Origin of the sequence: Paenibacillus pinihumi DSM 23905 = JCM 16419, from assembly GCF_000422505.1 — a bacterium.
Lineage (GTDB): Bacteria > Bacillota > Bacilli > Paenibacillales > Paenibacillaceae > Paenibacillus_D > Paenibacillus_D pinihumi.
The window spans coordinates 224,858-250,579 of record NZ_AULX01000012.1; the positions used below are offsets into that span (position 1 = coordinate 224,858).

A 25,722-nucleotide genomic window follows, 5' to 3' on the forward strand; every position below is an offset into this window, starting at 1 on the left:
TAAGATAGGGGTGAGCGAATTGAGTATCAGACCTGATGAAATCAGCACGCTGATTAAACAGCAGATCGAAAAGTATAAATCCGAGATCCAAGTCGTTGATGTCGGAACAGTAATCAACGTCGGTGACGGTATTGCCCGCATTCACGGCCTGGAGAATGTAATGGCCGGCGAATTGCTTGAATTCGCCAGCGGTGTAGTTGGCATGGCGCAAAACCTTGAAGAAAACAACGTTGGTGCCATCATCCTGGGACCTTACACGGATATTCGCGAGGGAGACCAAGTTAAAAGAACGGGCCGTATTATGGAGGTTCCGGTTGGCGAAGAGCTGCTGGGCCGCGTCGTTAACCCGCTTGGACAACCGCTTGACGGCAAAGGGCCGATCAACACAAAGCAATTCCGTCCAATCGAATCCCCTGCACCAGGCGTAATTGACCGTAAATCGGTACATGAGCCAATGCAGACTGGTATTAAAGCGATCGATGCGATGGTTCCGATTGGCCGCGGCCAACGGGAATTGATCATCGGTGACCGCCAAACCGGTAAAACGGCGATTGCAATCGATGCGATCATCAACCAAAAAGGCAGCGGAATGAAATGTATCTACGTTGCTGTTGGTCAAAAACAATCCACTGTTGCAAACGTTGTGGAAACACTGAGACGCAATGGTGCGCTGGATTACACGATTGTTGTAACAGCTGCTGCATCTGAGCCATCTCCGCTGCTCTTCCTGGCTCCTTATGCCGGTTGCGCAATGGGTGAGTACTTCATGTATAAAGGTGAGCACGTGCTTGTTATCTATGATGACCTGTCCAAACAAGCGGCAGCTTATCGTGAGCTTTCACTCTTGCTCCGTCGTCCGCCGGGCCGTGAGGCATATCCGGGTGACGTATTCTATCTTCACTCCCGTTTGCTGGAGCGCGCTGCGAAGCTTAGCGACGAACTGGGCGGAGGCTCGTTGACAGCCCTGCCGTTCATCGAGACTCAGGCTTCTGACGTATCCGCATACATTCCAACCAACGTAATTTCGATTACAGACGGTCAGATTTTCCTTGAGTCCGACCTGTTCTACTCCGGTCAGCGTCCAGCGGTTAACGTTGGTATCTCTGTATCCCGGGTAGGGGGTTCCGCTCAAATTAAAGCGATGAAGAAGGTTGCCGGTACACTCCGTCTTGACCTTGCAGCTTACCGTGAGCTGGCAGCATTCGCCCAATTCGGTTCTGACCTCGATAAATCCACGCTGGCACGGTTGAACCGTGGTGCGCGTACACTCGAAATTCTGAAGCAAGGCGTCAACCAGCCAATGCCGGTTGAAAAACAGGTTATCAGTATCTTTGCAGCCGTAAAAGGACATTTGGATGAAATTCCAGTGGCCGATATTCTTCGCTTTGAGAAAGAATTCCTGGCTTTCCTGGACTCCAATCATGCTGAGATTGCCGCATCGATTCGCGATACGAAAGACCTTGTAGCAGATAACGAGAAAGCGCTTGTGGATGCAATCAATAAATTCAAACGCAGCTTTTCTGTTTCCGTTTAATATATAAACAAACACCAGGCCCAGGGGCTAAAGTGGAGTCCTGTCCTGCTTAAGCGAGGAACAGGCTCCACTTTGGACCGGGCAATAAAGGCGGGTGAAATGAATGGCTAGTGGACGCGATATAAAACGCCAAATCAAATCAATCCAAAACCAGAAGCAGATTACGAAAGCGATGGAGATGGTTGCTGCTGCGAAGCTGCGCCGTGCGCAGGAGGCTGCACAAGCATCCCGTCCTTACGCGGAGAAGCTGAAGGAAGTTGTGGACAGCATTGCTTCGGGAACGACGGATGTCAATCATCCGATGCTTGAGAAGCGTCCGGTTAAGAAGACGGGTTATCTCGTCATCACATCGGATCGTGGTTTGGCAGGGGGCTATAATGCCAACGTACTGCGTAAAGTAACCCAAACCATCCGTCAAAGGCATAAGTCCAACGACGAATATGTATTGTTCGTCATCGGACGCAAAGGACGCGACTACTTCAACCGGCGCAATATGCCAGTTATGGAGGAAGTGACAGGCTTGCCTGACGCGCCGGCTTTTGCGGATATTAAATCCATTGCTTATAAATCTGTGAAGAAATTTGCAGAGGGCGCTTATGACGAGTTGTACCTTTACTATAATGAGTTTGTGAATGCATTGACCCAAATTCCGGTTGAAAAGCGACTGCTTCCTCTTGAGGATATGACCGGCTCGGGCACAGCCACAAGCTATGAGTATGAGCCGTCACCGGAAGGCGTGCTTGAGGTACTGCTTCCGAAATATGCGGAGACGCTGATTTATACAGCATTGCTTGATGGCAAGGCTAGTGAATTTGGTGCCCGTATGACAGCAATGGGCAGTGCAACGAAAAACGCAACGAAGATGGTATCGAATCTTACGTTGACTTACAACCGGGCGCGCCAGGCTGCGATTACCCAGGAAATTTCGGAAATCGTTGCTGGAGCGAACGCACAATCATAGAACGGAATTCAAGAAGGAAGCAGGAGGGAAAAACATGAAAAAAGGACGCGTTGTATCCGTCATGGGTCCAGTTGTCGACGTTGAGTTCGAGCGCGGTCACTTGCCGGAAATTTTGAACGCGATCAAAATTGACCATAAAGGCGATGACAACACCAAAGCAATCAACCTGACGCTTGAAGTTGCCGTTCACCTGGGGGACAACAAGGTTCGTGCGGTTGCAATGAGCTCGACTGACGGTCTGGTTCGTGGCACAGAGGTTATTGATACAGGTGCAGCAATTACTGTACCCGTTGGCTCCGCTACACTTGGACGGATCTTCAATGTTTTGGGAGAGCCGATTGACAATGTAGGCGAAGCAAAATCAGAAGTACATCTTCCGATTCACCGTGAGGCGCCATCATTTGATGAATTGTCCACGCAAGCGGAGATCCTGGAAACAGGAATTAAAGTTATCGACCTGCTGGCTCCTTATGCCAAGGGCGGTAAAATCGGTCTGTTCGGCGGTGCCGGTGTAGGTAAAACGGTAACGATTCAGGAACTGATCAACAACATCGCACAAGAGCATGGCGGGATTTCCGTATTTGCGGGTGTTGGTGAGCGTACACGTGAAGGTAATGACTTGTACCATGAGATGAAGGAAGCTGGCGTTATTACGAAAACAGCAATGGTTTTCGGACAGATGAACGAGCCTCCTGGTGCGCGCCTTCGCGTTGCATTGACCGGTTTGACCATGGCGGAATATTTCCGTGATGTTGAGAATAAAGACGTGTTGTTGTTCGTTGACAACATCTTCCGTTTCACGCAAGCGGGTTCTGAGGTATCCGCATTGCTTGGACGTATGCCGTCTGCGGTAGGTTACCAGCCAACGCTGGCAACCGAGATGGGGCAGCTTCAAGAGCGTATCACTTCTACGAAGAAGGGTTCTGTTACTTCCATTCAAGCGATTTACGTGCCTGCCGATGACTATACGGATCCGGCTCCGGCTACTACTTTTGCCCACTTGGATGCAACGACGAACCTGGAGCGTAAAATCTCCGAGATGGGTATCTTCCCTGCGGTAGATCCGCTGGCTTCTTCTTCCCGTATTCTTTCACCTGATGTTTTGGGTGACGAGCACTATAACGTAGCTCAAGGTGTTAAACAAATTTTGCAACGCTATAAAGAGCTTCAAGATATCATCGCAATCTTGGGTATGGATGAGCTGTCCGAGGAAGATAAGTTGACTGTTGCGCGTGCGCGTAAAATTCAAAAATTCCTGTCCCAACCGTTCCACGTTGCCGAAGCATTTACAGGAACTCCTGGTAAGTATGTATCCGTTAAAGATACGGTACGCAGCTTCAGAGAGATTCTGGATGGCAAGCATGATGAACTGCCGGAAGCGGCGTTCATGTATGTAGGAGCGATTGAAGAGGCCGTGGAGAAAGCCAAAACGCTGTAAGGCGAAAGGCAGGAGGATTTCACATGAGCACCTTTTTATTGGAAATTGTAACGCCTGAGCGCAAAGTCTATGCTCAGGATGTTGATATGGTAAGTGTAAAGGGGATTGAAGGAGAATTCGGTATTTTGCCGAATCACATTCCTTTTGTAACGCCATTGCAAATTGCGCCTGTGGTCATCAAAAAAGACAGACAGGAAGAATACATTGCAGTGAACGGCGGTTTTGTAGAAGTGCGCAAGGACAAGGTCGTTATTTTGGCTGAAAGTGCTGAACGCCAGAATGATATCGATCTCGATCGTGCCATGGCTGCAAAGAACCGTGCCGAGCAGCGTTTGAAAGCCAAACAGGACGAGTTCGATTTCCGTCGTTCCGAGCTTTCTATGCAGCGTGCCATGAACCGGATTAATGTAAAAAAACATCGTTAATCAAATCGTCTTTCGCAGATTACTGCGGGGGACGATTTTTTTGTATGCAATGTCAATTAGTAAGGGCAAAATTCAAGTTTTGTCAGTAAGATCTGCAAATTGGAGGAGCAGAACATTTTTGGTTTTCGGCGGCAAAAAGTGTATAAGCGGAACTCTCCTTTCACAACCTATACATGTTTCGATTTCTGAGTGTCAGGGTAAACATAAGACAAGCACAGGAAGATAATGATGTATTAAAGGAGAGGATTTGCAATGGCGACCAATGCCCCGGAAAAAAAGCAGCATTCACTTGAAGTGATTGAAAAATTGAATAAACAGGTGGCAAACTGGAGTGTCTTGTACATGAAGCTCCACCACTTTCACTGGTATGTAAAAGGCCCTCATTTCTTTACACTGCATGAGAAATTTGAGGAGCTGTACAACGAAGCTACATTGATTCTGGACGAAGTTGCAGAAAGGGTTCTGACTCTTGGCGGCAAGCCGGTATCGACACTTAAAGACCAATTATCGCTCGCTTCAATCCGTGAAGCAAAAGGCGGAGAATCCGCAGACGAAATGATTAAGCAACTCACGGATGATCTCCTGCAGCTTGCCGCTGAAAGCAAGGAACTTGCTGAGACGGCGGATGATGCTGGCGATGCGCCAACGGCGGATATGCTGGTAGGCAGACAGGAGTGGATCGAGAAGACAGTTTGGATGCTTAAGGCCTATCAGGAAACCTGACCACTGAATGCTGAGGCCTCTGTGTGCCGTTCCCGTGTTAAACAGGAAAAATTAAAACACCTCCAAGGAAATCATGAATATCGACAGATACTTCATGACCCCTTGGGGTGTTTTTTGCTTTTGGGTAACATTGGCATTCATATGATGCTAATAGATTTAAAACATTTTGGAAGAACGAAGTTATAATAGACGCAGGAGACAGCATTTGTTAAACTTTTAAAAGGTGATTTCAAAGGAGGTGGAACCGATGCCCACGATATTTTCGCAATATGCCTGGATTGTGCCTTTGCTGCCGCTAATGGCTTTTTTGTTCGTCACTGCTCTTGGGCGGCCCTCTGACCGAACAGCATCTTTATCCGGCGGTGTGGCATCAGTAACCGCCCTGATTCTTTCGATATTGATTTTAATGGAGCAACTTGCAGGTTCCAATAATGAATACAGTACAAGCTTTACCTGGTTTAAGACCGGCAGCTTCTCGTTAACTCTGGGTATTGAAGTGACTCCGCTCACTTCTTTGATTCTGACAGTGGTTAGTTTGATCTTTTTTCTTGTACAGCTTTTTTCTTATTCTTATATGCAAAATGACGACAGGGCAGCCGTTTTTCATGGGTATTTGTCACTACTGGCTTTTGCAATGTTTGGACTTGTCCTGTCAGTCAACCTGTTAACGCTATTTGTCGGGTGGCAGCTGCTTGGTGTGGCTGTCATGCTGTTGACGGGATTTTGGTATGACAAGGAAGGTGTGCGTGAGGCTGTCAAAAAAATCTTTATTATGAGCGGTATTGGTGATGCTGCCCTGCTTCTGGCACTGATGATGCTCTACTGGTATATGCCTGAGCATACACTGGATTTTTCCTCCATTCAAAATGTATTTGAAGGACAATCCACAAGTATCGCACTTGAAATTACAACGCTAATTGCCGGCCTGCTGCTAGTTGGGGCTGCTGCCAAATCCGGACTGTTTCCATTCCATATCTGGCTTCGGCATTCTGCGAAAGGGCCATTGCCTGCTATATCTCTTATACATACTGTGACTTTAGTCCCTGCGGGTTTCATTCTTATTATCCGGACCTTTAATATTGTACAGGCTGCTCCTCTTATTTTGGCAGTGATGGCCTGGGCAGGGGCGATTGCAGCTCTGATAGGTGCAATCGCGGCTATGGTGCAAAACAATCTGATTAAGCTGGTGGTATATTCTTCAGCCAGTCAGCTTGGTTTGATATTTTTGGCGATCGGAGTCCACTCGCTTGAGGGGGCTGTTTATCAATTTATCGTACATGCATTCGCCAATACGGCGCTGTTCTTGGTTATAGGCACGCTTGTCCAGGGAGGATTCGGATATCGGCAGTCTGGACAACGGTCATTAGCCAGCATCCTTGTGCGTTGTGTTGTGGTAATTAGCCTAATCTCTTTATCCGGTTTGCCGCCATTCCCGGGGTTTTGGTCTATAAAGACTATTCTGGGGTCTGCACTGGATCAGCAGCTTCCGTTGTTTGCAGCAGGCTTGGCAGCTGTTATGCTGACGACTATGTATTCTGTACGTTTTTTCATCCTGTTGCAAAGACAGCAGAGAGGAAGCAAAGCTGAATCGGGGGCAAATGCAGCATCAGACAGTCAGTCCGGGTCAGCACGACTGCTGCAGGAAGTCTTCTACATAGAATATTTTTTTGAACGAATTGCTGTATGCATGAAATGGCTTGGTAGTGTCATTCAAAAAATGGACCGCTTCCTGTTTGAAGGCACAGTTCCGCGGCTGATCAAGAAGGCTGCTCGCCTGGGCAGAAAGGGGTGGAAGTAATGCTGACGGGAATGCCGATTTTATCATTAATCGTATGTACACCGCTGATTGGCATACTGGTCATTCTTTTCATGCCGAAGGACCGTGGTTCCTGGATGCGTTACGGAGCGCTCACGGCTTCATTAATAACTCTGATTTTGTCATTCATCCTGTTTATATCTTATCAGCCGGAGCGTGGTGGAGTCAGAGAGGTGAAAGATTGGCTTGAGCTTCCATGGGGCAAAAGCACGCTTCAACTGCAATACCATCTCGGTATTGACGGACTGTCGTTATCCTTGCTTGTCCTGACTGCATTGATTTCTTTTGTGGCAGTATTGGCATCATTTGTGCATATTAAAAAGCGATGGAAAGCCTTTTACAGTTTATCTTTATGGCTGGAGACAGGATTTCTTGGCCTTCTGCTGGCAAGAGACATCGGATTGTTCTATTTGTTTATGGAACTGACTCTTGTCGGGTTATTTTTGCTTATCGGCATCTGGGGCGGTGAACGGCGCGAACAGTCAGCCGGTTCTTTTTTATTTCACCATGGCCTGGGGTCGGTATTGTTGCTGAGTGCCTTTATTATGCTATTGGCTGGAGGCTCAACAGGCGTGCATGGGTCTCAACCCGCTGTATATAGTGGAAGCTATGATGACCTTCAGAGCCATACCGCAGGTCAAGATACTTGGGCTGCGCCAATGCTTGGGGAACCAGCGGAGGATGTAAATCCGCCATCTGGTATGGACGAAGGGATGAAGCGGCTGATTTTCGGTCTCTTTATTGCAGCTTTTTTCATCCGTCTGCCCATCGTGCCGCTGCATGGCTGGCTGCTCCGGTTGTATCAGCAGGCACCACCGGCAATTATTATGATGGTCATGGGAGGAATGGTTCAAGCCGGATTTTACGGTATTCTCCGGTTTGGCCTTCTCTTGTTTCCTGAACAGGCAGCTGACATTTCCATTATCTTTACGGTATTCGGTCTTCTGAGCCTGTTGTATGGCGCATTGGCTGCCCTCGTACAGGACGATTTCAGACGTGTTCTTGCTTATGCTTCGGTCAGTCAGACAGGAATTGTATTGCTGGGTATTGCCGCTATGAATCAGCTTGGATTAATGGGAGCTCTATTTACTGTAATCAGTCTCGGCCTCATTTCTTCCCTTCTGATTCTGATTTGCGGCAGCATTGCAGAGCGTACCGGAACAGTCCGGATTAAGGATTTGGGAGGTCTGGCACGCCTGATGCCGTATACGAGCGGCATTCTCACCGCTGCCGGACTTGCTGCGATCAGCATGCCAGGCTTATCTGGTTTTAATGGTTCTTTATTGGTGCTGCTGGGAATGTTCGACATGATGAGGGGAGTCTCTGCGGTTATGGTTGCAGGTCTTCTTCTTGGTTTTGCTTATATGCTCCGTGCCATACTGGGGATAACATTCGGTCCGGCCCGGCAGCCTCATGCCGCCTTAAACGATGCCCGGTTAGTAGAGGCAATCCCAATGATTGTACTGCTTGCATTTATTATATTGCTGGGCTTGTATCCATCCCTCCTGACGGATATGGTTGGGCACAGCTTTAGCAATCTTTTGAGCTCTCTGAATACAAGGATAGGGGGCTAGCTGAAATGATCCATTTCATTTTGCAACTTCTGGCCGGGACAGCCATGGTGCTGGGAACTCTGGGAGCCTTGAGACAAGCCAATCTTAAACGGCTGCTTGCTTCAGGCATGGTCGTTCATGCCGGATATGTCCTGGGGGGTGCTTCTTTATCAGCGGGTGGAACTGCAACTGCGGGCTGGCAGATTCCTGTTTTTTATTTGTTAGCGGCAGTTCTCATGCATGCAGGTGTTTTCACTGCAAGTTTTGTTGTATGCAAGGCTTCCGGACGGGAGGGACTCAGTGCGCTTGCGGGTTTATATTACCGTGCACCGCTGGCTGCAGCGGCCCTCTTGATTCTAATCGTTTCACTTTGCGGCCTTCCTTTATCCGCAGGATGGATAGGGAAATGGATGCTGCTGACGGGTGCTGCGCAATCCGGTGACTATACACTCGTTGTAATGATGCTCATTTCAACGTTTCTTGCTTATTTCTATTATTTTGGCCTTATCCGTCATATGTTCATGCGTACCTTTGACGGCAGGGAAGAAATACGCATCAACATTATGCCTCATAGCGCTATATGGATTTGTGCGCTGATGACGCTTGCCGGCGGTATTTTTCCATCACCGGTGATCAATCTATTGGAAAGGTTGTTTCCATAAATAGAAAATATATGGACATGTTGATATTTTGAAACAACATCCAATAGGATTTCGTATAAAGGATGAATATAATAGATAGAAAGTCTTCATTATTTCAATCGAAACAGTCGTTTCAAACGGGGAATAAGAGGTTAAGGGCAATTATGATGAATAAATGGACTACGGCATATTCTAATAACAGAAAAACAACAATTCGGACGGCATTCTCGGTAAACAGCAAGAGGGCGGTCCTCTTTCTGTTTGTCATGCAGTTTCTTCTGGTTTCACTGTTGTCTCCTTACAGTTATGCGGACGCTGCAAATCAGACAGTGAATCATGAAGCCGGTGATGTTACCACCCCGGGTCTGTCTACGAATTCGGAACCGGTGCTGCACACCGAAGCCGATGAGTCAACAGAATCGGAGCAGCCAAGAGTGGACAAGACCCGTCAACCGGAACATGAGGCTGAAGAAGGGGCAATTCCAGAATCGGTAGACGGGACCTGGTTTTTGAAGTGGCGGAACCCGGATAAAGCGGTCACTCTTGCAAATACCATTATTGTAGAACATAAAAGTGAAACAGGGGTCGAGCTGGTCCGTCCCAAGCCGGGAACGGATATGGAGGCTTGGCTGATTTCCCTGAGAGGGAATCCGGATATCGAGTATTTACAGGCCAATGGGAAGATCGAGCTGCTCTCTTCCGTTACCCCGGATGATCCTCTGCTGGACAAACAGACCTATCTGGACCAGATCGGCATGAAGAAGGCCTGGGAGAGTGTAACTTCACAGACCAAGCTGACTATAGCAGTGGTGGATACAGGAGCCGATTTGACCCATCCCGATCTGAAAGACAATCTCGTCAAAGGAACGAATCTGGTCAGTCCCGGCAAGCAGCCTCAGGACGATAATGGGCACGGTACCCGGGTAGCAGGAGTGCTGGCAGCGGTCGGCAATAACGGCAAAGGCACTTCAGGCGTGTTGTGGCGTGCCAAAATCATGCCGATTAAAGCACTTGACGAAGACGGCTACGGTGACGAAGACCGGCTGGGTGAAGCCATTCTCTATGCAGTTAAAAACGGGGCGAAAATCGTGGTATTGTCCGTCGGGCTTTACCGGGAATCCCCGTATATGTATGATATCGTTCAATATGCAGAAAAAAATGGTGTCCTGCTTGTTGCTGCTACAGGCAATGACGGGTTGCTGTTAAAATCCAAGGTTGCGGTTAAATATCCTGCCGCTTACCCGACAGTTCTTGCAGTTGGCGGAGCAAATGCCGGCGGCAAAGCGGAGCCCCGTTCGAATTCCGGTCCCGAAGTTGATATTGTAGCCCCGTGGACGGTCTATACTACGGCATTAGGGGGAGGCTACACGCAGGAACAGGGAACCTCGATGTCTACTCCGCAGGTAGCGGGAGTAGCTGCTCTGATCTGGGCGAAGTATCCGGATATGAAGCCATATCAAATTAGGGAATTAATCAGGCAGACAGCCAAAAATATAGGTCAAAAGGGCTGGGATCCCCAAACCGGCTATGGACTGCTCCAAGCGGACGCAGCGTTGACTACCCCGTACAAGGTTGATTTCAGGGAGCCGAATGATAGTCGCAATTTAGCTTCTCCATTCTCCATTTCCAGCCAACTGGCAGGTCAATTGACAACGGGGAAGGATAAAGATTATTTTAAACTCAATATTCCGTATGACGGGACTTTGGGCATCCAGTTTCAAGGCTTGCCTAAATCTGGCCAAGTAATGCCGCCGGTCAAAATTACGTACTATTCCGGCTCGCAAAAGCTTGATGAGAAGCTTGTGAAAATGGGAACGACCTCTGTGGATTTAAATGTGAAAAAGGGCCAAGGCTATCTGGAGGTCAAGTTTGACAATGATGCGCAGCAGGAGACAATTCCGTATTTGCTTACCTCAAGCTTCACAATTGCGCCCGATGACTTTGAAGACAATGACAGTATCTTAAAGGCATTTACTCTGCCGCCACGCAGCCAGAAAATTACCGGTACCTTCCACCAGACGGGGGACCGGGACTGGTTCTCGATTACGTTTACTCAGGCGGGCACTCTGAAGCTGAAGATGGATACGGATACGGTAAGGATCGACCCTGCGATGGCATTCGGCCGGGCGGGAGACCAAATGCTGGAGATTGACGAGAATCGTGACGGGGAAGCGGAGGAGTCCCCAGTCATCAACGTTACACCCGGGAAGTATTATATTCGAACGAACAATGCAGCGGCTTCAAATGCAAGCCCTGTAGTCGGCACTTATACATTATCAATTGAATTTTTATCCGTCTATGAAGACCCGAATGAACCAAACAATAAGTCTTACGAAGCAACTTCTATACGTCCGAACAGCAACTATGTCGGCGTGATTGATCCGGCTAATGACGAAGACTGGTTCCAGGTGAGGCTGACTGGGGAAAGCATTGTGACCATCAGTCTGGGCGATATTCCGGCAAACCGCACGATGAGGATGGAAGTGTTCGATAAGACCCAAAAATCTTTGTTTAACTTACGATCAGTCAGTGGTTCTACTTCTATTACGACGAACCGCAAACTGCAGGCAGGCACTTACTTTATCAAATTGACTGCAAACGGAGCCTTTAATCATCAATATTACCGGCTTTCTGTTAAGGTGGATAAGCTGGTAGCAGGCTTTAGAGATATCGACGGGCATTGGGCCAAAGATGCCATCGCTGCTCTCACCAAGGATGGCATCATTAACGGCACCGGCGGCTACCGCTTTGAGCCGAACCGGCAGATTACAAGAGCAGAGGCTATCGCCCTTCTTGTAAAGTCATTTCCGACAGGAAACAAGGGGGCAACACCTGTCAATGCAGTCTTCAAGGACCTGAAGTCCAGCCACTGGGCCTACAACTCAATCATGGAGGCTGTCAATGCAGGTTGGGTAAAGGGCTACAGCAACGCTACCTTTGCGCCGGACCGGTATATAACGCGGGCAGAGATGGCCAACATGCTTGGAATGGCGATGAGGCTGAAGACCTATCAGGTTGCCTCCAGCCCGTTCAATGACGTCAAAGCCAATCACTGGGCGGCGCCAATGATTTCCGCATTGAAGCAGTCCGGACTTATTGAGGGCTATGCAGACAATATTTTCAAGCCGAACGGGCAGGCCGTCAGGGCTGAATTTGCTGTTATTCTGTATCGTGCCCTTCGTTAGCCGGCTGCCTCTTATTACCTCATAAAGCACAAGGAGGCTGTCACCCATAATGGTTGAAAATGTAGGCACTACTATAGGTTTGAACGGTTTGATCTCGATTGTGGTGACGCTGCTCAGCATTACTTTTGCATGGTATGTAATTCAGGATTTGAAGCTCGATGCTTTCCTGAAGCGTCCCCGGGCGCCACAGGCCCGAATGCTTCAAATCTTGCTGGCAGTTGTACTGGGGCACGGATTTTCCCGATTTTTTCTGGATTACCTGGAATGGTTCAATAAGTTGAGATGGTTTGTCGAATAACCTGTGCGGATTAAGCAAACAATGGGTAATACAGGTTTAACAAGCGTAATCGGCCGTCATTATCCTTGTCAGCGGCAGCAATCGTTATCGCCTAAAAATATAAGAATATTCATTACAATAAATTAATACATTCTTATATTTGCCAAAAAATGCAGCTGGGACAACGACCTTGGTACCCGGACATGCAGCAAGGGAGCTTGTTCAAAAAAATAACGCTTGTCGATCTGCAAAGGAAAGTGCTAAGATGAAGTTTGTGATATTAGCTTCGTACCATTTTCTAACTGGAAAAGGAAATGAATTCGCAGCGCGCGGGGGGAATACTAAATGAGCAAAATCATCGTCCGCGGTGGCCAAAGATTGACGGGAACCGTAAAAGTCAGCGGTGCAAAAAACTCTGTTCTCCCGATACTTGCAGCTTCGCTGCTGGCATCGGAGGGTGAGAGCGTCATTCATGACGTGCCGCTTCTTGATGATGTAATTACGATACAGAAAGTGTTGGGTTCGCTTGGCGCGGGCTTGACCTACCAAAGTGAAACGATGCGTATCCATGCTTCTCAATTAACTTCGGTTGAAGCCCCCTACGACCTCGTTCGTAAAATGCGCGCATCCTTTCTGGTGATGGGTCCGTTGTTAGCAAGACTCGGCTCTGCCAAAATTTACTTGCCAGGCGGCTGTGCGATCGGTACAAGACCGATTGACCAGCATTTGAAAGGCTTTGAAGCTATGGGCGCAGAGATTAATCTGGGCCAGGGCTGTATTGAAGCAAAAGCAAACGGCAGGTTGCGCGGTGCGAAGATTTATCTGGATGTAGCCAGCGTAGGCGCGACCGAGAATATAATGATGGCAGCTGCATTGGCAGAGGGTACAACTACCATTGAAAATGCAGCCAAAGAGCCTGAGATTGTAGACCTTGCGAATTATTTGAATGCCATGGGTGCCAAAGTGCGCGGCGCGGGAACGGGCTTGATCCGTATCGAAGGCGTTGAATCGCTCAAAGGCGCAACCCATACTGTAATTCCGGATCGTGTTGAAGCTGGAACGTACATAATTGCGGCAGCCATTACCGGCGGTGATGTATACGTGGAAGGTGCAATTTCAGATCATCTTGCTCCGGTTATCTCCAAGCTTCAGGAGATGGGCGTGGAAATTACTGAGGGCGACAACGGGCTTCATGTTAAAGCTGAAAATCCATTGCGCTCAGTAGATGTCAAAACATTGCCTTATCCGGGCTTCCCTACAGATATGCAGTCTCAGATGATGGCGTTGCTGATGGTATCGGAAGGTACCAGCGTTGTTACGGAAACGGTGTTTGAAAACCGCTTCATGCATGTAGAGGAGTTCAAGAAGCTGCAAGGACAAATCAAGGTAGAGGGACGCAGTGCGATCGTAAACGGAAATGCTCCGCTTGTTGGAGCAAAGGTTTGTGCGACGGACTTGCGTGCTGGTGCCGCATTGATTTGTGCAGCATTAAAAGCTGAAGGCGAATCGGAAATTACAGGTACGCATCATGTGGACCGCGGGTATGTGGATCTCACCAGAAAGCTGGCAGGACTTGGAGCGGATATTCGCCGGGAGGAACTGGAGACAGTTGTCTTGCCGCAGGAGGAATCCGTCACCGAGATCATCTCCGAAGTGAATCAGGAGGTTGCTGCCATGGCTTCTGCGGAAGCAGCAGAGCAGGCTTCGGCTGAGGCAGCCGCAAGCTATAAACGGGATAAAGAGATGCCTGTACTGAAAGTACAGCCTACATGGGCTTAATTGAAAATATGGAAAAAGCAACGGGAATCGGCCATTTATGGGCTGATGCCCGTTTTTTGTATGCAGTCGAAACTTCCACCCTTTGTTCTATCCTATTAATCCGGTTCATAGAATGTACTATCTCGTTCACAGAGAGAGTCTAGCATGTGCTTTAGAGCCTCATGCACCGGAGGGGGAACAATATTGAAAATCGTAGGATACAAGGTTTGGTTTGTCATCTTTTTGGCCGTAATGATGGGAGTCATTATACTTCTCCGGGGACAAGCATCCTTGCCCCCACAGTCTGCATCTAATCACGATCCAGTCTCCAATCCCCGTCCTGTAGCAATCAAGCCCCCGTCTTCTGCTGTGCCAAACCCAGGAAAGACTGGAACGACAGCTCCGCAAGAGCCTTCGGCCGAAATTAGGCAGCAGGAAGCACAAGCAGCGGCTGCACTTGCCAAAATTAATATATCGGTTCAGCTTGTGAGCATGAAGCGGACGGAGGAAGTCCCGCTGGAGCTTTATGTCCGGGGCGTTCTTGCAGGTGAAATGCCTGCTGATTTCGAGCTTGAGGCGTTAAAGGCTCAGGCGATAGCGGCCAGAACCTATATCGTCCGGCACATGTCCAAAGGACTGGAAGAACCCGTGAAGATAACGGATACTGTGCAGGATCAGGTATATATTCCATTAAAGGAGCTGAAAAAGCGTTGGGGAGCGGACACGGAAGAGAAGCTGGCCAAGCTGACCCAAGCAGTCGAAGAAACAGCAGGACAGATCATTACCTACAAGGGCGAGCCTATTGAAGCGTTATTTTTCTCTACCAGCAATGGCTATACGGAAAATTCAGAGGATTACTGGGGCAATCCGCTTCCTTATCTCAAAAGTGTTGCCAGCCCATGGGATGTTGCGGCTTCACCCAAATATAAACAGAGGGTGACGATGAAGTTATCAGAATTCTACTCCCGGCTTGGCGTAAAGAAGGGAGCGGAAAAGACGCTAAGCATCTTAGGTTATACAGAAGGCAGAAGGGTAAAAAAAGTAAAAGTCGGCAGTAAGGAGTTTACCGGAAGAGAGTTTCGGGAAAAGCTTGCTCTTGGCTCCAGCCAGTTCACATGGGACATCAACGGGAACCAGATCGAATTGACGACGTACGGGTATGGGCATGGGGTAGGTATGAGTCAATGGGGAGCGGATGCGATGGCCAAGCGCGGCCGGTCGGCCAAGCAGATTATAGCCCACTACTATTCGGGTACGAAGGTAGAAGCGGCTCCTGCATGGCTCCGTAGATTTGAAAGTTAGCAATCTTATAAATTAGCAATCACCTCACGTATAAAAGATTCCGATCTGGCAACAATGGCTACTGAGGTGATCAATATGAATGAACAAAACAAATCCAAACCAAAGCAGGAGGAAACTCCCAAATCGATGCAGGGAGCACCATCTGCTGTTAAGGCCTCTTCATGGAAAAGGCTGCTGTCGAAAAAATGGGTAACACCGGCAGCTTTTATGGCCGCGGCAGCAATTATCGTAACCTTAATGTGGGTCTATCAAGGAGCGCAGCAGCAAGATCTGCCGACTCAGACAAGCGAAATCTCCGAAGAGAAGCCAGGGGACGATACCGTTGTAAGCCCTACAGCAGAAGAGACGAAGGAAGTTGTCGTCGGGGAAGAGGAAATCCAGTGGCCGGTTCTGAAGCCGGAGGAAGCGCAAGTACTGATGCCGTTCTATGATGCGAAGGCAACCAATGAGGAGCGCCAGGCAGCGCTGGTACAGTACGACAATACATTTATGCCGAATATGGGGATTGATATTGGCGGTTCGAATGAGCAGGCATTTGACGTTGTAGCTGCTTTAAGCGGAAAAATAACCCATGTTGAGAACCACCCGCTCAATGGCCATGTGGTGGAAATTACGCATCCGGGCGGTTACGTCACAATCTACCAAAGCTTGTCTGATGTGATGGTGAAAAACGGTGACGAGGTCAAACAGGGAACGCTGATTGCCAAATCCGGTACCAGTGAGCTGAAAAAAGAGCTTGGCAACCACATTCATTTCGAAGTTCGTGAAGAAGGCAAGGCGGTTAACCCGCTCGCAGTCCTTCCGCAGGATCATCAATAACAGTAAGGAAGGGCGGGGGAAACCCTGCCCTTTCTTTATGATTCTGTCTCTTGAGAGTGCATGTATTCAAGGGGATTTGGCCGATTCAGGAAAATAAATGCAGCAAAATAGCTTGTCACGCTTGGCAACAAAGAATATCTACCCGCTCCACTCATATAATGTACCAAACTATCTCGAGTAGGGAGGCGGGAACGTGCACGATTACATCAAAGAAAGAACGATAAAAATCGGCCGCTGCATCGTGGAGACCAAAAACACGGTTCGGACGATCGCCAAAGAATTCGGTGTTTCCAAAAGCACGGTGCATAAGGACTTAACCGAGCGGCTTCCGGAAATAAATCCTGATCTGGCGGATCAGGTGAAGCACATTCTCGAATACCACAAGTCGATCCGGCATTTGAGGGGAGGAGAAGCAACCAAAATCAAATATAAAAAAACCAGCGGAAAAAAAAGAGAGGCGATTGCAATAGGGAAGATTTAACGTTTTTTTCTACAAAAATAGAGGATTTTCGCTTTTTATAGCGAATTAAGATCTAGATATTCGGAAGTTCCGTTTTGCATGTTATTTGAGATGAAATAACACCGGATTTATTACAAATTAAAAACTGATTATAATAGTGTGGGGGATTTGCGCCTTATGTTGAGCAATGATATCGGAATCGATCTCGGAACGGCTAATGTATCCATTCATGTTAAAGGGAGAGGCGTAGTTCTGGATGAGCCTTCAGTTGTAGCCATTGAAAATGACACAAAGAGGGTTTTGGCCGTCGGTGAGGAAGCTCACCGCATGGTGGGACGTACGCCAGGCAATATTGTTGCCATCCGCCCTTTGAAAGACGGTGTTATCGCCGACTTTGAAATTACAGAAATTATGTTGAAAGCATTTATTGACCGGGTTGGCGCCCGTAAGTGGTACAGTCGGCCGAGAATTCTGATTTGTGCTCCTACCAATATCACTTCTGTCGAGCAAAAGGCGATCCGTGAAGCGGCTGAGCGCAGCGGTGCCAGAGAAGTGTTTTTGGAAGAAGAACCTAAGGCGGCGGCTATCGGGGCTGGAATGGATATATTCCAGCCTAGCGGTAATATGGTGGTAGATATCGGCGGGGGAACGACGGACGTTGCAGTTCTATCTATGGGCGACGTCGTTACCGCCTCTTCTATTAAGGTTGCAGGGGACAAGTTTGACTCCGCCATTATGAAATTTATCAAGAACAAATATAAGCTGCTGATCGGTGAGCGGACAAGCGAGGACATTAAAATCAAGATCGGCACGGTCTATCAGAGCGGGCGCAAGGAGAAGATGGACATCCGGGGCCGTGATATGGTAACAGGTCTGCCGCTTACGATTTCAATCCATTCCGATGAAGTGCGCGAAGCATTGTGGGATTCGGTGCTTTCCATCGTTGCAGCTGCAAAATCAGTGCTGGAACGGACACCGCCTGAACTGTCGGCAGATATTATTGACCGCGGGGTCATTCTGACCGGGGGCGGCGCCCTGCTGGACGGGCTGGATACACTGCTCGCTGAAGAACTCAAGGTGCCTGTACTCATTGCAGAAAATCCGATGCATTGCGTGGTGAAAGGTACCGGCATTATGCTGGACAACCTCGACAAAGTAGCCAAAAAGATGCTTTAAGCCGCAGTAAAGTTAACAATTCCCCTCTTTTCACGAGTGAAGCTAATGAAACGGCACCGGGATTCCGATAATTAGGATAGTATAATTTCGGATACGACTTTAGAGGAGGATAAGCTTCATGTTAAGAGGACTCTATACCGCTGCGGCTGGCATGGTGACACAACAGCGCCGCCATGATACCGTAACGAACAATATATCCAACTTGAATACTCCGGGCTTCAAGCAGGTAAACGCGATCTCCCGCTCTTTCCCCGATATGCTGATTTCTTTAACGGGAATTGAGCCGGAGCACAATAAGCGCCTGGGAGCTGTCAACACCGGGGTATTTGCGGAGGAGAGCCTGTCCATTCACCTGCAGGGGGATTTGTCTTCCACGGACCGCGCTTCGGATTTTGCGATTTTATCCGATATTGATGTTCCTGGCATGAGCTTTGACTCCTCAGGCAAATATGTAAATGAGAATGGTGAAATTACGTTTCAGCCCCAGGTGTTTTTTACACTTCAGGACCGTAATGGGGAGACCAGATATACGCGTGACGGGAAATTTACGTTGAATGAAGAGGGGTTCCTGGTAACGGGAGACGGTTCCTTTGTACTTGGTACAAACAATAACCCGATCCAGTTTGCCCCGAACATTGCAATTGATCAGTTGGTGCTGAATGCGAATCAGCAGTTCATTGATAATCTGACCGGGGACAATACAGGCGAGCAACTGATGCTCACCCGGATTGAGAACCCGAACATGCTAGTGCGTGAAGGAAACAGCAAATTTCAGCTTGCAGGGGAGAACAATCAGTTCCGCCCAGTCAATGCGGATGACCGCTTTGAGGTCCGTCAAGGATATGTGGAGCGTTCAAATGTAGACCCTTCACAATCCATGATTGATATAATGGCAGCACTTCGCGCTTATGAAGCGAACCAGAAGGTCGTTCAATATTATGACCGCAGTCTGGAGAAGGCCGTCAACGAAGTAGGACGCGTATAGGAGGCGGCTAATCCATGAACAGTTCCATGATCAATGCGATGGTCTCAATGAACGGCATGCAGCAAAAGCTTGATGTGCTGGCGGATAATATCGCAAATGTAAATACAGTTGGCTATAAGCGCAAAGAAGCCTCATTCGAGGATCTATTGACGAATATGAAGCAGCAGGATGCGGCATTCCGTCAACCTGTTCGCCTGACACCGCTCGGCTTTAACCAGGGTTGGGGCTCCAGATTGACGATGGTGCAGCCAGACCTGGCTCAGGGACCGATTCAACCAACCGATAATCCGTATGATATTGCGATTGAGGGAGATGCCCTGTTTGAGGTTCAGACGGGCCCTGCGGGCAACAGAGCCTATACGCGCAGCGGTTCTTTCCAAATGACGCTGGATGCCAATGGAGATACACAACTGACTACACCGGATGGTTATCCGGTTATCGCCCAGCTTCCGAATGGCCAGGAAGGACCGATTCGGCTCCCTGACGGCTACACGCTTCGTGTGAAGGATAACGGCGTGCTGGAGGGAGTGTCTGCGGATGGCTTCACAACGGTTCAGCTTGGCCGTATGAAGCTGGTTCAGGTGATGAAGCCCGGAGTTTTGACTCCTGTAGCGGATAATCTTTTTGTAGTGGCCGAAGGTCTGGATGCCGATGGGGTGGTCCGGACGGTAGCGCCCGATGATAATAATCGGATCAGCTTGATGCAGGGGTACTTGGAGCAGTCCAATGTAAATCTGACGAATGAAATGGCTGAACTGATGATTGTACAGCGGGCATATCAAATGAGCGCGCGGGCATTGACCTCCAGCGATACAATGATGGGGCTTGCCAATAGCTTGCGCGGTTAATGAGATTGGAAGGATTGCAATGAGCATAGATCAAGATGGAGTACAGACACGCCGGTCTTCCGCAGGAGGCGGGGGATTCGAGCCGCGCCGCGTCGCAAAGGAAGAGGACGTGCAGAGCGGGCAAAGCGGAAACGGGGAAAAGGGCAAGAAGAAGCAGGCAAGTGCGAAAAAGCAAAGGCCGCTTCCTGTCCGGATTCTCCTTTTCCTGCTTCGCAAAAGCATAGTGCCGCTTATTTTGGTTATCGCGTTAATCGCGGGCCTTTATGCCGGCTATGTCATGCTTGGCAAAGGGCCGGAAGGCGATGTATGGGATTTGCAGACGTGGCGTCATATGTACGATCTTATTTTTTCAGATTCGTAGGACACTCTTGCTCAATAGGGGTGTCATGATCGGGTTTGATGCTTGGGAAATAGGCACCGGCTTCGGGAGAATCTCCCGGGGACGCGGTGTCTATTTCTGCTTCTGGCATTAAGTATTGCAGTATACGAAATGCCAAATGTGAAAAATGTCGAAATTGTCTTCATTATTGCCTGCTGGCGGCCGATGTAATAAATAGAGTTGTAAACGGATGTCGAAGTTTGAGATTTTTGAGAGATTGTTGGCATAAACCGCCTGTGAAAGGAGAAGCGAGAAGGCATTGCCGGACAAGTAGCCTTAACCTGTCCCTGCATGTGTGGAAATTCAGATTCAAATGTGTATGACAAGGAGGAAATGAATTTATGTTAAGCAGATTCCGTCCCGTAGCCATGGCACTATTGATTATGGTGCTTATTATACAGAGTGCAGGCAGCATATTTGCTGCTGAAGCTGAAATCTCCCGTCTTGTATTGAACAAGAATGAAGTTTCGTTGGAAGCAGGCGAAGCCGTTTCCTTGACGGCAACGGCAGTGTATGTAACCGGCAGCACAAGCGATGTGACGATCAAGACAGACTGGAGCAGCGGCAGTCCTGAGGTTGCAACGGTATACGCGGGTACAATCACGGCGAAGAAGGAAGGTACAGCTGTAATTACGGCGACCTACCTCGGCAAGACCGTTATTGTCAATGTGACTGTCAGCAAGAAGGTTAAGGCGCTTACGATGAACGTCAATGATTTTGATCTTCGTGTAGGCAAGGAAAAGCAAATTGAATTAACAGCAATCTACGAGGACGGTACAAGCGAGGCTGTAACCAAGAAAGCGGCTTGGTCTGTAGACAACTACTCTGTTGCCACTGTGGTCAACGGCCTCGTAACAGGAAAGAAATCCGGGAATGCCAAAGTCACAGCAAAGTACGGAAATCAATCGGTCACAGTAGAAGCGGCCGTAGAGATTGCCCGCCGTCTTGATGTGGCACAAACAGAGCTTAATTTGCTCCTGAATGAAGAGAAGCAAATTGTATTGACTGCCACCTATCCGGACGGGTCTACAGATAATGTAGCCGATAAGGCGGAATGGAAAAGTGACAATGAGAAGGTTGCCGATGCGATTAACGGAACCATCAAAGCTTACAAGGCAGGTACAGCGACCATCACAGCTACCTATGGCACCAAGTCTGCTACCATTGAAGTGAGCGTAGACGCATCCAGAAAGCTGGAAGCAAGCAAGCAGGAGTTGTTCCTGCGGACAGGCACATCTGAGAAGCTGACACTCACCCTTACTTATATGGACGGTACAAAAGCCGACATCACGGACAAAGCGAAATGGAGCTCTTCCAACGAAGCGGTTGCGTTCGCGACCAATGGAGAAATCTCTGCCTATAAGTCCGGTGAAGCGGAAATTACCGCAACCTATGGAGACAAAAGCGTGAAAATCCATGTCGATGTTGAGGTTCCAAAACGTCTCGATTTGGATACCGATACGATTGATGTAGAATTGAATGCTTCCAAGGATCTTAAGCTGTATGCTACATTTGCGGACGGAAAAAAAGAATTGATTACAGATAAAGCACAGTGGAGCTCTGAGAATAAAGAGATTGCCGATGTGACGCTTGGCAAAGTAACAGGTTATAAATCCGGAACTACACAAGTGAAGGCCGCTTATGGCGGCAAGCAGATTTCCGCTACTGTAAGGGTTGATGTGCCGAACCAGATCACGATTGACAAGGACTCTGTTGATATGCAAGCCGGAGCTACACTATCTTTGATAGCCAACGCCAATTACAACAATAATCGTGTTGTCAATATTACACAAATGGCGGATTGGACCTCGTCCAGTCCTGAGATTGTGGAAGTGAATAAAGGGACAATTACAGCAATCAAGAGCGGAACCTCAACAATTACTGTTAAATATGGCACCCGGACGGCAACTACTGTTGTATCGGTAGGTGTTATTGAGAAGTTGACACCTAGCCAGAAAAAGATTGTTCTTCGCAAAAACGAAGAATCGGCTATTGCGCTGACAACAAAATACAAGGATGGCACCACGAAAGATGTCACGTCATCTGCCGAGTGGCAATCATCCAAGCCGGATGTTGCATCTGTGCATAAAGGGCATGTTACGGCTAATGGCAGTGGTACAGCTGTGATTTCAGCTAGTTTTGGCGGAGAAAAGGTCACCATTAATGTGGAGGTTGATGTAGCGGACAAGCTGACCGCGGACACCTACACCGTGCTGCTTGAACTTTCGGAGACCAAGCAGGTAACGTTGACGGCTTCGGACAGCCTCGGCAACAAAACCGATGTAACAGATGCAGCTGAATGGTCTATAAGCTCGAAGACCGTAGCCGATGTGAACAACGGCTTAATTAGCGCGCTTGCAGTGGGCAAAACGAACGTTACAGCTAAATTTGGCGGAAAAACCATCACGATTAGTGTTGAAGTAGGCTCTGTACAAAAGCTGGAAGCCAATAATGAGATATTGACGATGCAATCAGGAACAACAGAACCTCTGAAGCTCACAGCGACTCTGCCTGACGGCAGAACGAAGGATGTAACGTCTCTGGCAGAGTGGAAATCCGGAAATGTGAAAATTGCATCCGTTAATCAAGGTAAAGTTACTGCGCAAGGGTATGGAAAGACAAAGATTACTGCCAGGTACAACGGTAAAACCGTAACGATCAGCGTTGATGTGGACATGTTGAAATACTTGGATATTTATAATAACAGCAAGCCGGTTACTCAGCTTGTTCTTAAGAGCGACCAGACGATTCAGCTCGAAGGAATCGCTACTTACATGGATAATAAAGAAAGAAATATCTCATCAGATGGAATCTGGAGTTCATCCAGAGCAACTGTTGCACATGTGAAGCATGGCCTTATTACAGCACAAGGTAAAGGAAAAGCAACGGTGACGGTGAAATTCGGCAATAAATCGGCGAAAATCCAGATTACTGTCGAATAAGAAGTTTCTCATCTTTTCGTATATCCGTATGCTGCAAGCCCAGTAAAACAAGGGAAGTCGACAGATTGCCCAGGGAAATAAATCCGATATTTTGTCATCTTATGAAGAAGCCACCCGACCCAGGGTGGTTTTTTTTTTGGTTGGGGAGAGGTATAATGATTGGGAAGCTCTGTCAAGAAAGGAACAAGGCATAATAAAGAAACATCCGTTCTTCATCAGCCCTGTTCCCTTATCTTAACCCTCATGACTGCAGTTCATGAAGGGATACTTATAGTATTACTACTTGAGCATCATTTTATTACATAGATATGCTACAAAATTTGTAGAAGGAGCTGGAATTTATGATGGATATTGTACAAATTCAAGAAACGATCCCGCATCGCCACCCATTTTTGCTGGTTGACCGCATTTTGGAAATGGAGGAGGGAGTTCGTGCAGTTGGCATAAAATGTGTGACTTATAATGAGCCCTTTTTCACAGGGCATTTTCCTGGACATCCTGTAATGCCGGGGGTGCTTATTGTTGAGGCGCTTGCACAGGTAGGTGCTGCAGCAATTTTGAAAGTTGAACAATTCAAAAATAAACTCGGGTTTCTGGCAGGTGTTGATGGCTTCCGTTTCCGTGGTCAAGTCGTTCCCGGAGACACGCTGCGTCTTGAAGTGGAAATTATTCGCCTGAAAGGAACAATTGGCAAAGGGAAAGCAACTGCCAGCGTAGACGGCAAGGTCGTCGCTTCAGGAGAAATTATGTTTGCCTTAGTTGATAAATCAAGCACAGAAGAGGTGGCACCATGACACAAATGAAGCAGGCGTTGGAGCGTTATGAAGCATGGATCAAGGATCCGGTTATTGATGAAGCGACCAAGACTGAATTAAGCGGGATTTCAGGTCAAGAAAAGGAAATCGAGGATCGTTTCTACCGTGAGCTGGAATTCGGTACTGGAGGCCTGCGCGGCGTAATGGGTGCGGGAACGAACCGGTTGAACCGTTACACCGTAGGTAAAGCGACACAAGGTCTTGCTGATTGGCTGCTAAAGCATAATGACAAGCCGTCAGTGGTTATTGCCCATGATTCACGTAACCAGTCCCCGGAGTTTTCGTTGGAATCTGCTCAGGTACTTGCGGCTAATGGAATCATCACTTATCTATTCAAAGGGCTTCGTCCGACGCCGCAGCTTTCTTTCAGCGTGAGACATCTGAATGCGAGTGGCGGAATTGTCATTACTGCGAGCCACAATCCTCCTGAATATAACGGATATAAAGTATATGGTTCAGACGGATGCCAGCTGGTCCCGGCAGATGCAGAACAAGTTATTGCTTCCATTGGAGAAATTACAGGCTTTGATCAGATTAAACGGATTTCCCAGGAAGAAGCTGAGGCGGCTGGACTAATTCGCTGGCTTGGAGAAGATGAAGACAACGCTTATATCGATACTGTAGCTGCTCAGAGTGTGAACAGCAAGTTATTGAAGGACGAGCTGGGTGATTCAATAAGCGTCGTATTTACGCCTCTGCATGGGGCTGCTAATATGCCTGTCCTTGAAGTTTTGAAGACTGTCGGCTTTAAACAGGTGCATATTGTCGCCGAGCAAGAGCAGCCGGACGGTTATTTCAGCACGGTCAAATCGCCTAACCCTGAGGAGCGTGAAGCCTTCACTTTGGCTATCAAGCTTGGCCAGGAGAAGAATGCAGACATTATTATCGGTACAGATCCGGATGGCGACCGTATGGGAGCTGTAGTGAAGAACAATGAAGGCGAATATGTAGTTCTCACAGGCAACCAGTCCGGCGCGCTTATGGTCCATTACTTGCTCAGCCAGTTGAAGGAGCAGGGACGTTTGCCGGAAAACGGTGTAGTGGTCAAAACCATTGTAACCAGCGAAATGGGAGCGGATATTGCAGAGTCCTTCGGTGCTCAGGTTGTCAATACATTGACCGGTTTCAAATATATCGGTGAGAAAATGAATGAATTTGAAAAATCGGGCAAACAAGCATTTTTATTCGGATATGAGGAAAGCTATGGATACCTGACAGGTACATATGCAAGAGACAAGGATGCGGTAGTTGCATCCCTGCTGATTTGTGAAGCTGCTGCTTATTACAAAAAACAGGGCAAAACACTTTACGATGTGCTGCTTGAGCTCTATAGCCGTTACGGTACTTATTTGGAGACACTGGAATCCCGCACGTTGAAAGGTGTAGACGGTGTTCAGAAAATTGCTGCTATTATGGAAGACTGGCGTGCAAATGCACCGGCAGAGGTTGCAGGGGTAAAAGTAGAACAAGTACTGGATTATTTGCCTGGCTTGAATGGCCTGCCGCCGGAGAATGTCTTGAAATATATGCTGGCTGACGGTTCCTGGTTCTGTCTGCGTCCATCAGGTACCGAACCGAAAATTAAATTGTATTTTGCTGTATGCGGCAAGTCGCCTGAAGAAGCTTCCGCTTCCTTGGATAAATTGGTCAATAATGTGATGCAAAGGGTAGATTTTCAAGCTTAA

21 protein-coding genes are annotated in these 25,722 nt (G+C 48.2%); all 21 read left to right on the forward strand.

The features are described from left to right. The first annotated feature begins 19 nt into the window (after positions 1–19). The 21 genes from atpA (at position 20) to H583_RS0103530 (ending at position 25,722) form a co-directional block, all read left to right on the forward strand. On the forward strand, positions 20–1,534 hold the full coding sequence (atpA, locus tag H583_RS0103430; RefSeq protein ID WP_028559239.1) for a F0F1 ATP synthase subunit alpha: 1,515 nt from the start codon (positions 20–22) through the stop codon (positions 1,532–1,534). Between the two features lie 103 nt (positions 1,535–1,637). After that, positions 1,638–2,495 carry an ATP synthase F1 subunit gamma gene (atpG, locus tag H583_RS0103435; protein ID WP_028559240.1) on the forward strand — a complete coding sequence of 286 codons (858 nt, stop codon included), beginning with the start codon at positions 1,638–1,640 and terminating at the stop codon, positions 2,493–2,495. A 34-nt stretch (positions 2,496–2,529) separates the two neighbouring features. Beyond that, positions 2,530–3,933 (forward strand): F0F1 ATP synthase subunit beta, encoded by a 1,404-nt coding sequence (atpD, locus tag H583_RS0103440; protein ID WP_028559241.1) that lies wholly within the window; start codon positions 2,530–2,532, stop codon positions 3,931–3,933. A gap of 23 nt (positions 3,934–3,956) precedes the next feature. Next, a complete protein-coding gene (locus H583_RS0103445) occupies positions 3,957–4,358 on the forward strand; it encodes a F0F1 ATP synthase subunit epsilon (protein WP_028559242.1) in 402 nt (133 codons plus the stop codon). Positions 4,359–4,610: 252 nt separating this feature from the next. After that, positions 4,611–5,081 carry a Dps family protein gene (locus H583_RS0103450; protein WP_051235926.1) on the forward strand — a complete coding sequence of 157 codons (471 nt, stop codon included), beginning with the start codon at positions 4,611–4,613 and terminating at the stop codon, positions 5,079–5,081. A gap of 247 nt (positions 5,082–5,328) precedes the next feature. After that, positions 5,329–6,879, forward strand: a complete 1,551-nt coding sequence (locus H583_RS31780) for an NADH-quinone oxidoreductase subunit 5 family protein (RefSeq protein WP_051235928.1) — start codon at positions 5,329–5,331, stop codon at positions 6,877–6,879. Beyond that, the gene (locus H583_RS0103460; RefSeq protein WP_028559244.1) at positions 6,879–8,471 is read left to right on the forward strand and encodes a complex I subunit 4 family protein; all 1,593 of its coding nucleotides are present in this window, start codon (positions 6,879–6,881) and stop codon (positions 8,469–8,471) included. The genes H583_RS31780 and H583_RS0103460 overlap by 1 nt, the downstream gene beginning before the upstream one ends. 5 nt (positions 8,472–8,476) lie before the next feature. Beyond that, positions 8,477–9,112: a proton-conducting transporter transmembrane domain-containing protein gene (locus H583_RS31785; protein ID WP_051235930.1), complete on the forward strand. Its 636-nt coding sequence runs from the start codon at positions 8,477–8,479 to the stop codon at positions 9,110–9,112. A 143-nt stretch (positions 9,113–9,255) separates the two neighbouring features. Continuing rightward, the gene (locus H583_RS31790) at positions 9,256–12,276 is read left to right on the forward strand and encodes a S8 family peptidase (protein WP_051235932.1); all 3,021 of its coding nucleotides are present in this window, start codon (positions 9,256–9,258) and stop codon (positions 12,274–12,276) included. A 49-nt stretch (positions 12,277–12,325) separates the two neighbouring features. Beyond that, positions 12,326–12,574, forward strand: a complete 249-nt coding sequence (locus H583_RS0103475) for a DUF1146 family protein (RefSeq protein WP_028559245.1) — start codon at positions 12,326–12,328, stop codon at positions 12,572–12,574. Positions 12,575–12,898: 324 nt separating this feature from the next. After that, positions 12,899–14,332, forward strand: a complete 1,434-nt coding sequence (gene murA / locus H583_RS0103480) for a UDP-N-acetylglucosamine 1-carboxyvinyltransferase (protein WP_028559246.1) — start codon at positions 12,899–12,901, stop codon at positions 14,330–14,332. A gap of 183 nt (positions 14,333–14,515) precedes the next feature. Continuing rightward, entirely contained in the window at positions 14,516–15,613 is a 1,098-nt protein-coding gene (gene spoIID, locus H583_RS31795; protein WP_051235934.1) for a stage II sporulation protein D, read from the forward strand. Positions 15,614–15,688: 75 nt separating this feature from the next. Continuing rightward, positions 15,689–16,432 carry a M23 family metallopeptidase gene (locus H583_RS0103490; protein ID WP_028559247.1) on the forward strand — a complete coding sequence of 248 codons (744 nt, stop codon included), beginning with the start codon at positions 15,689–15,691 and terminating at the stop codon, positions 16,430–16,432. 193 nt (positions 16,433–16,625) lie between these two features. Continuing rightward, positions 16,626–16,913 carry a sporulation transcriptional regulator SpoIIID gene (gene spoIIID / locus H583_RS0103495; RefSeq protein ID WP_028559248.1) on the forward strand — a complete coding sequence of 96 codons (288 nt, stop codon included), beginning with the start codon at positions 16,626–16,628 and terminating at the stop codon, positions 16,911–16,913. A gap of 156 nt (positions 16,914–17,069) precedes the next feature. After that, complete coding sequence (gene mreB / locus H583_RS0103500) at positions 17,070–18,068, forward strand: rod shape-determining protein (protein WP_028559249.1); 999 nt, start codon at positions 17,070–17,072, stop codon at positions 18,066–18,068. 118 nt (positions 18,069–18,186) lie between these two features. After that, the gene (locus H583_RS0103505) at positions 18,187–19,053 is read left to right on the forward strand and encodes a flagellar hook-basal body protein (protein WP_028559250.1); all 867 of its coding nucleotides are present in this window, start codon (positions 18,187–18,189) and stop codon (positions 19,051–19,053) included. 14 nt (positions 19,054–19,067) lie between these two features. Next, on the forward strand, positions 19,068–19,901 hold the full coding sequence (locus tag H583_RS0103510; RefSeq protein ID WP_028559251.1) for a flagellar hook-basal body protein: 834 nt from the start codon (positions 19,068–19,070) through the stop codon (positions 19,899–19,901). Between the two features lie 19 nt (positions 19,902–19,920). After that, entirely contained in the window at positions 19,921–20,262 is a 342-nt protein-coding gene (locus tag H583_RS31800) for a DNA-directed RNA polymerase subunit beta (protein WP_036708317.1), read from the forward strand. 359 nt (positions 20,263–20,621) lie between these two features. Then, positions 20,622–23,222 (forward strand): Ig-like domain-containing protein, encoded by a 2,601-nt coding sequence (locus H583_RS0103520; RefSeq protein WP_028559252.1) that lies wholly within the window; start codon positions 20,622–20,624, stop codon positions 23,220–23,222. A gap of 341 nt (positions 23,223–23,563) precedes the next feature. Continuing rightward, positions 23,564–24,016 (forward strand): 3-hydroxyacyl-ACP dehydratase FabZ, encoded by a 453-nt coding sequence (gene fabZ, locus H583_RS0103525; RefSeq protein WP_028559253.1) that lies wholly within the window; start codon positions 23,564–23,566, stop codon positions 24,014–24,016. Then, positions 24,013–25,722: a phospho-sugar mutase gene (locus tag H583_RS0103530; protein ID WP_028559254.1), complete on the forward strand. Its 1,710-nt coding sequence runs from the start codon at positions 24,013–24,015 to the stop codon at positions 25,720–25,722. Before fabZ ends, H583_RS0103530 begins: the two co-directional genes overlap by 4 nt.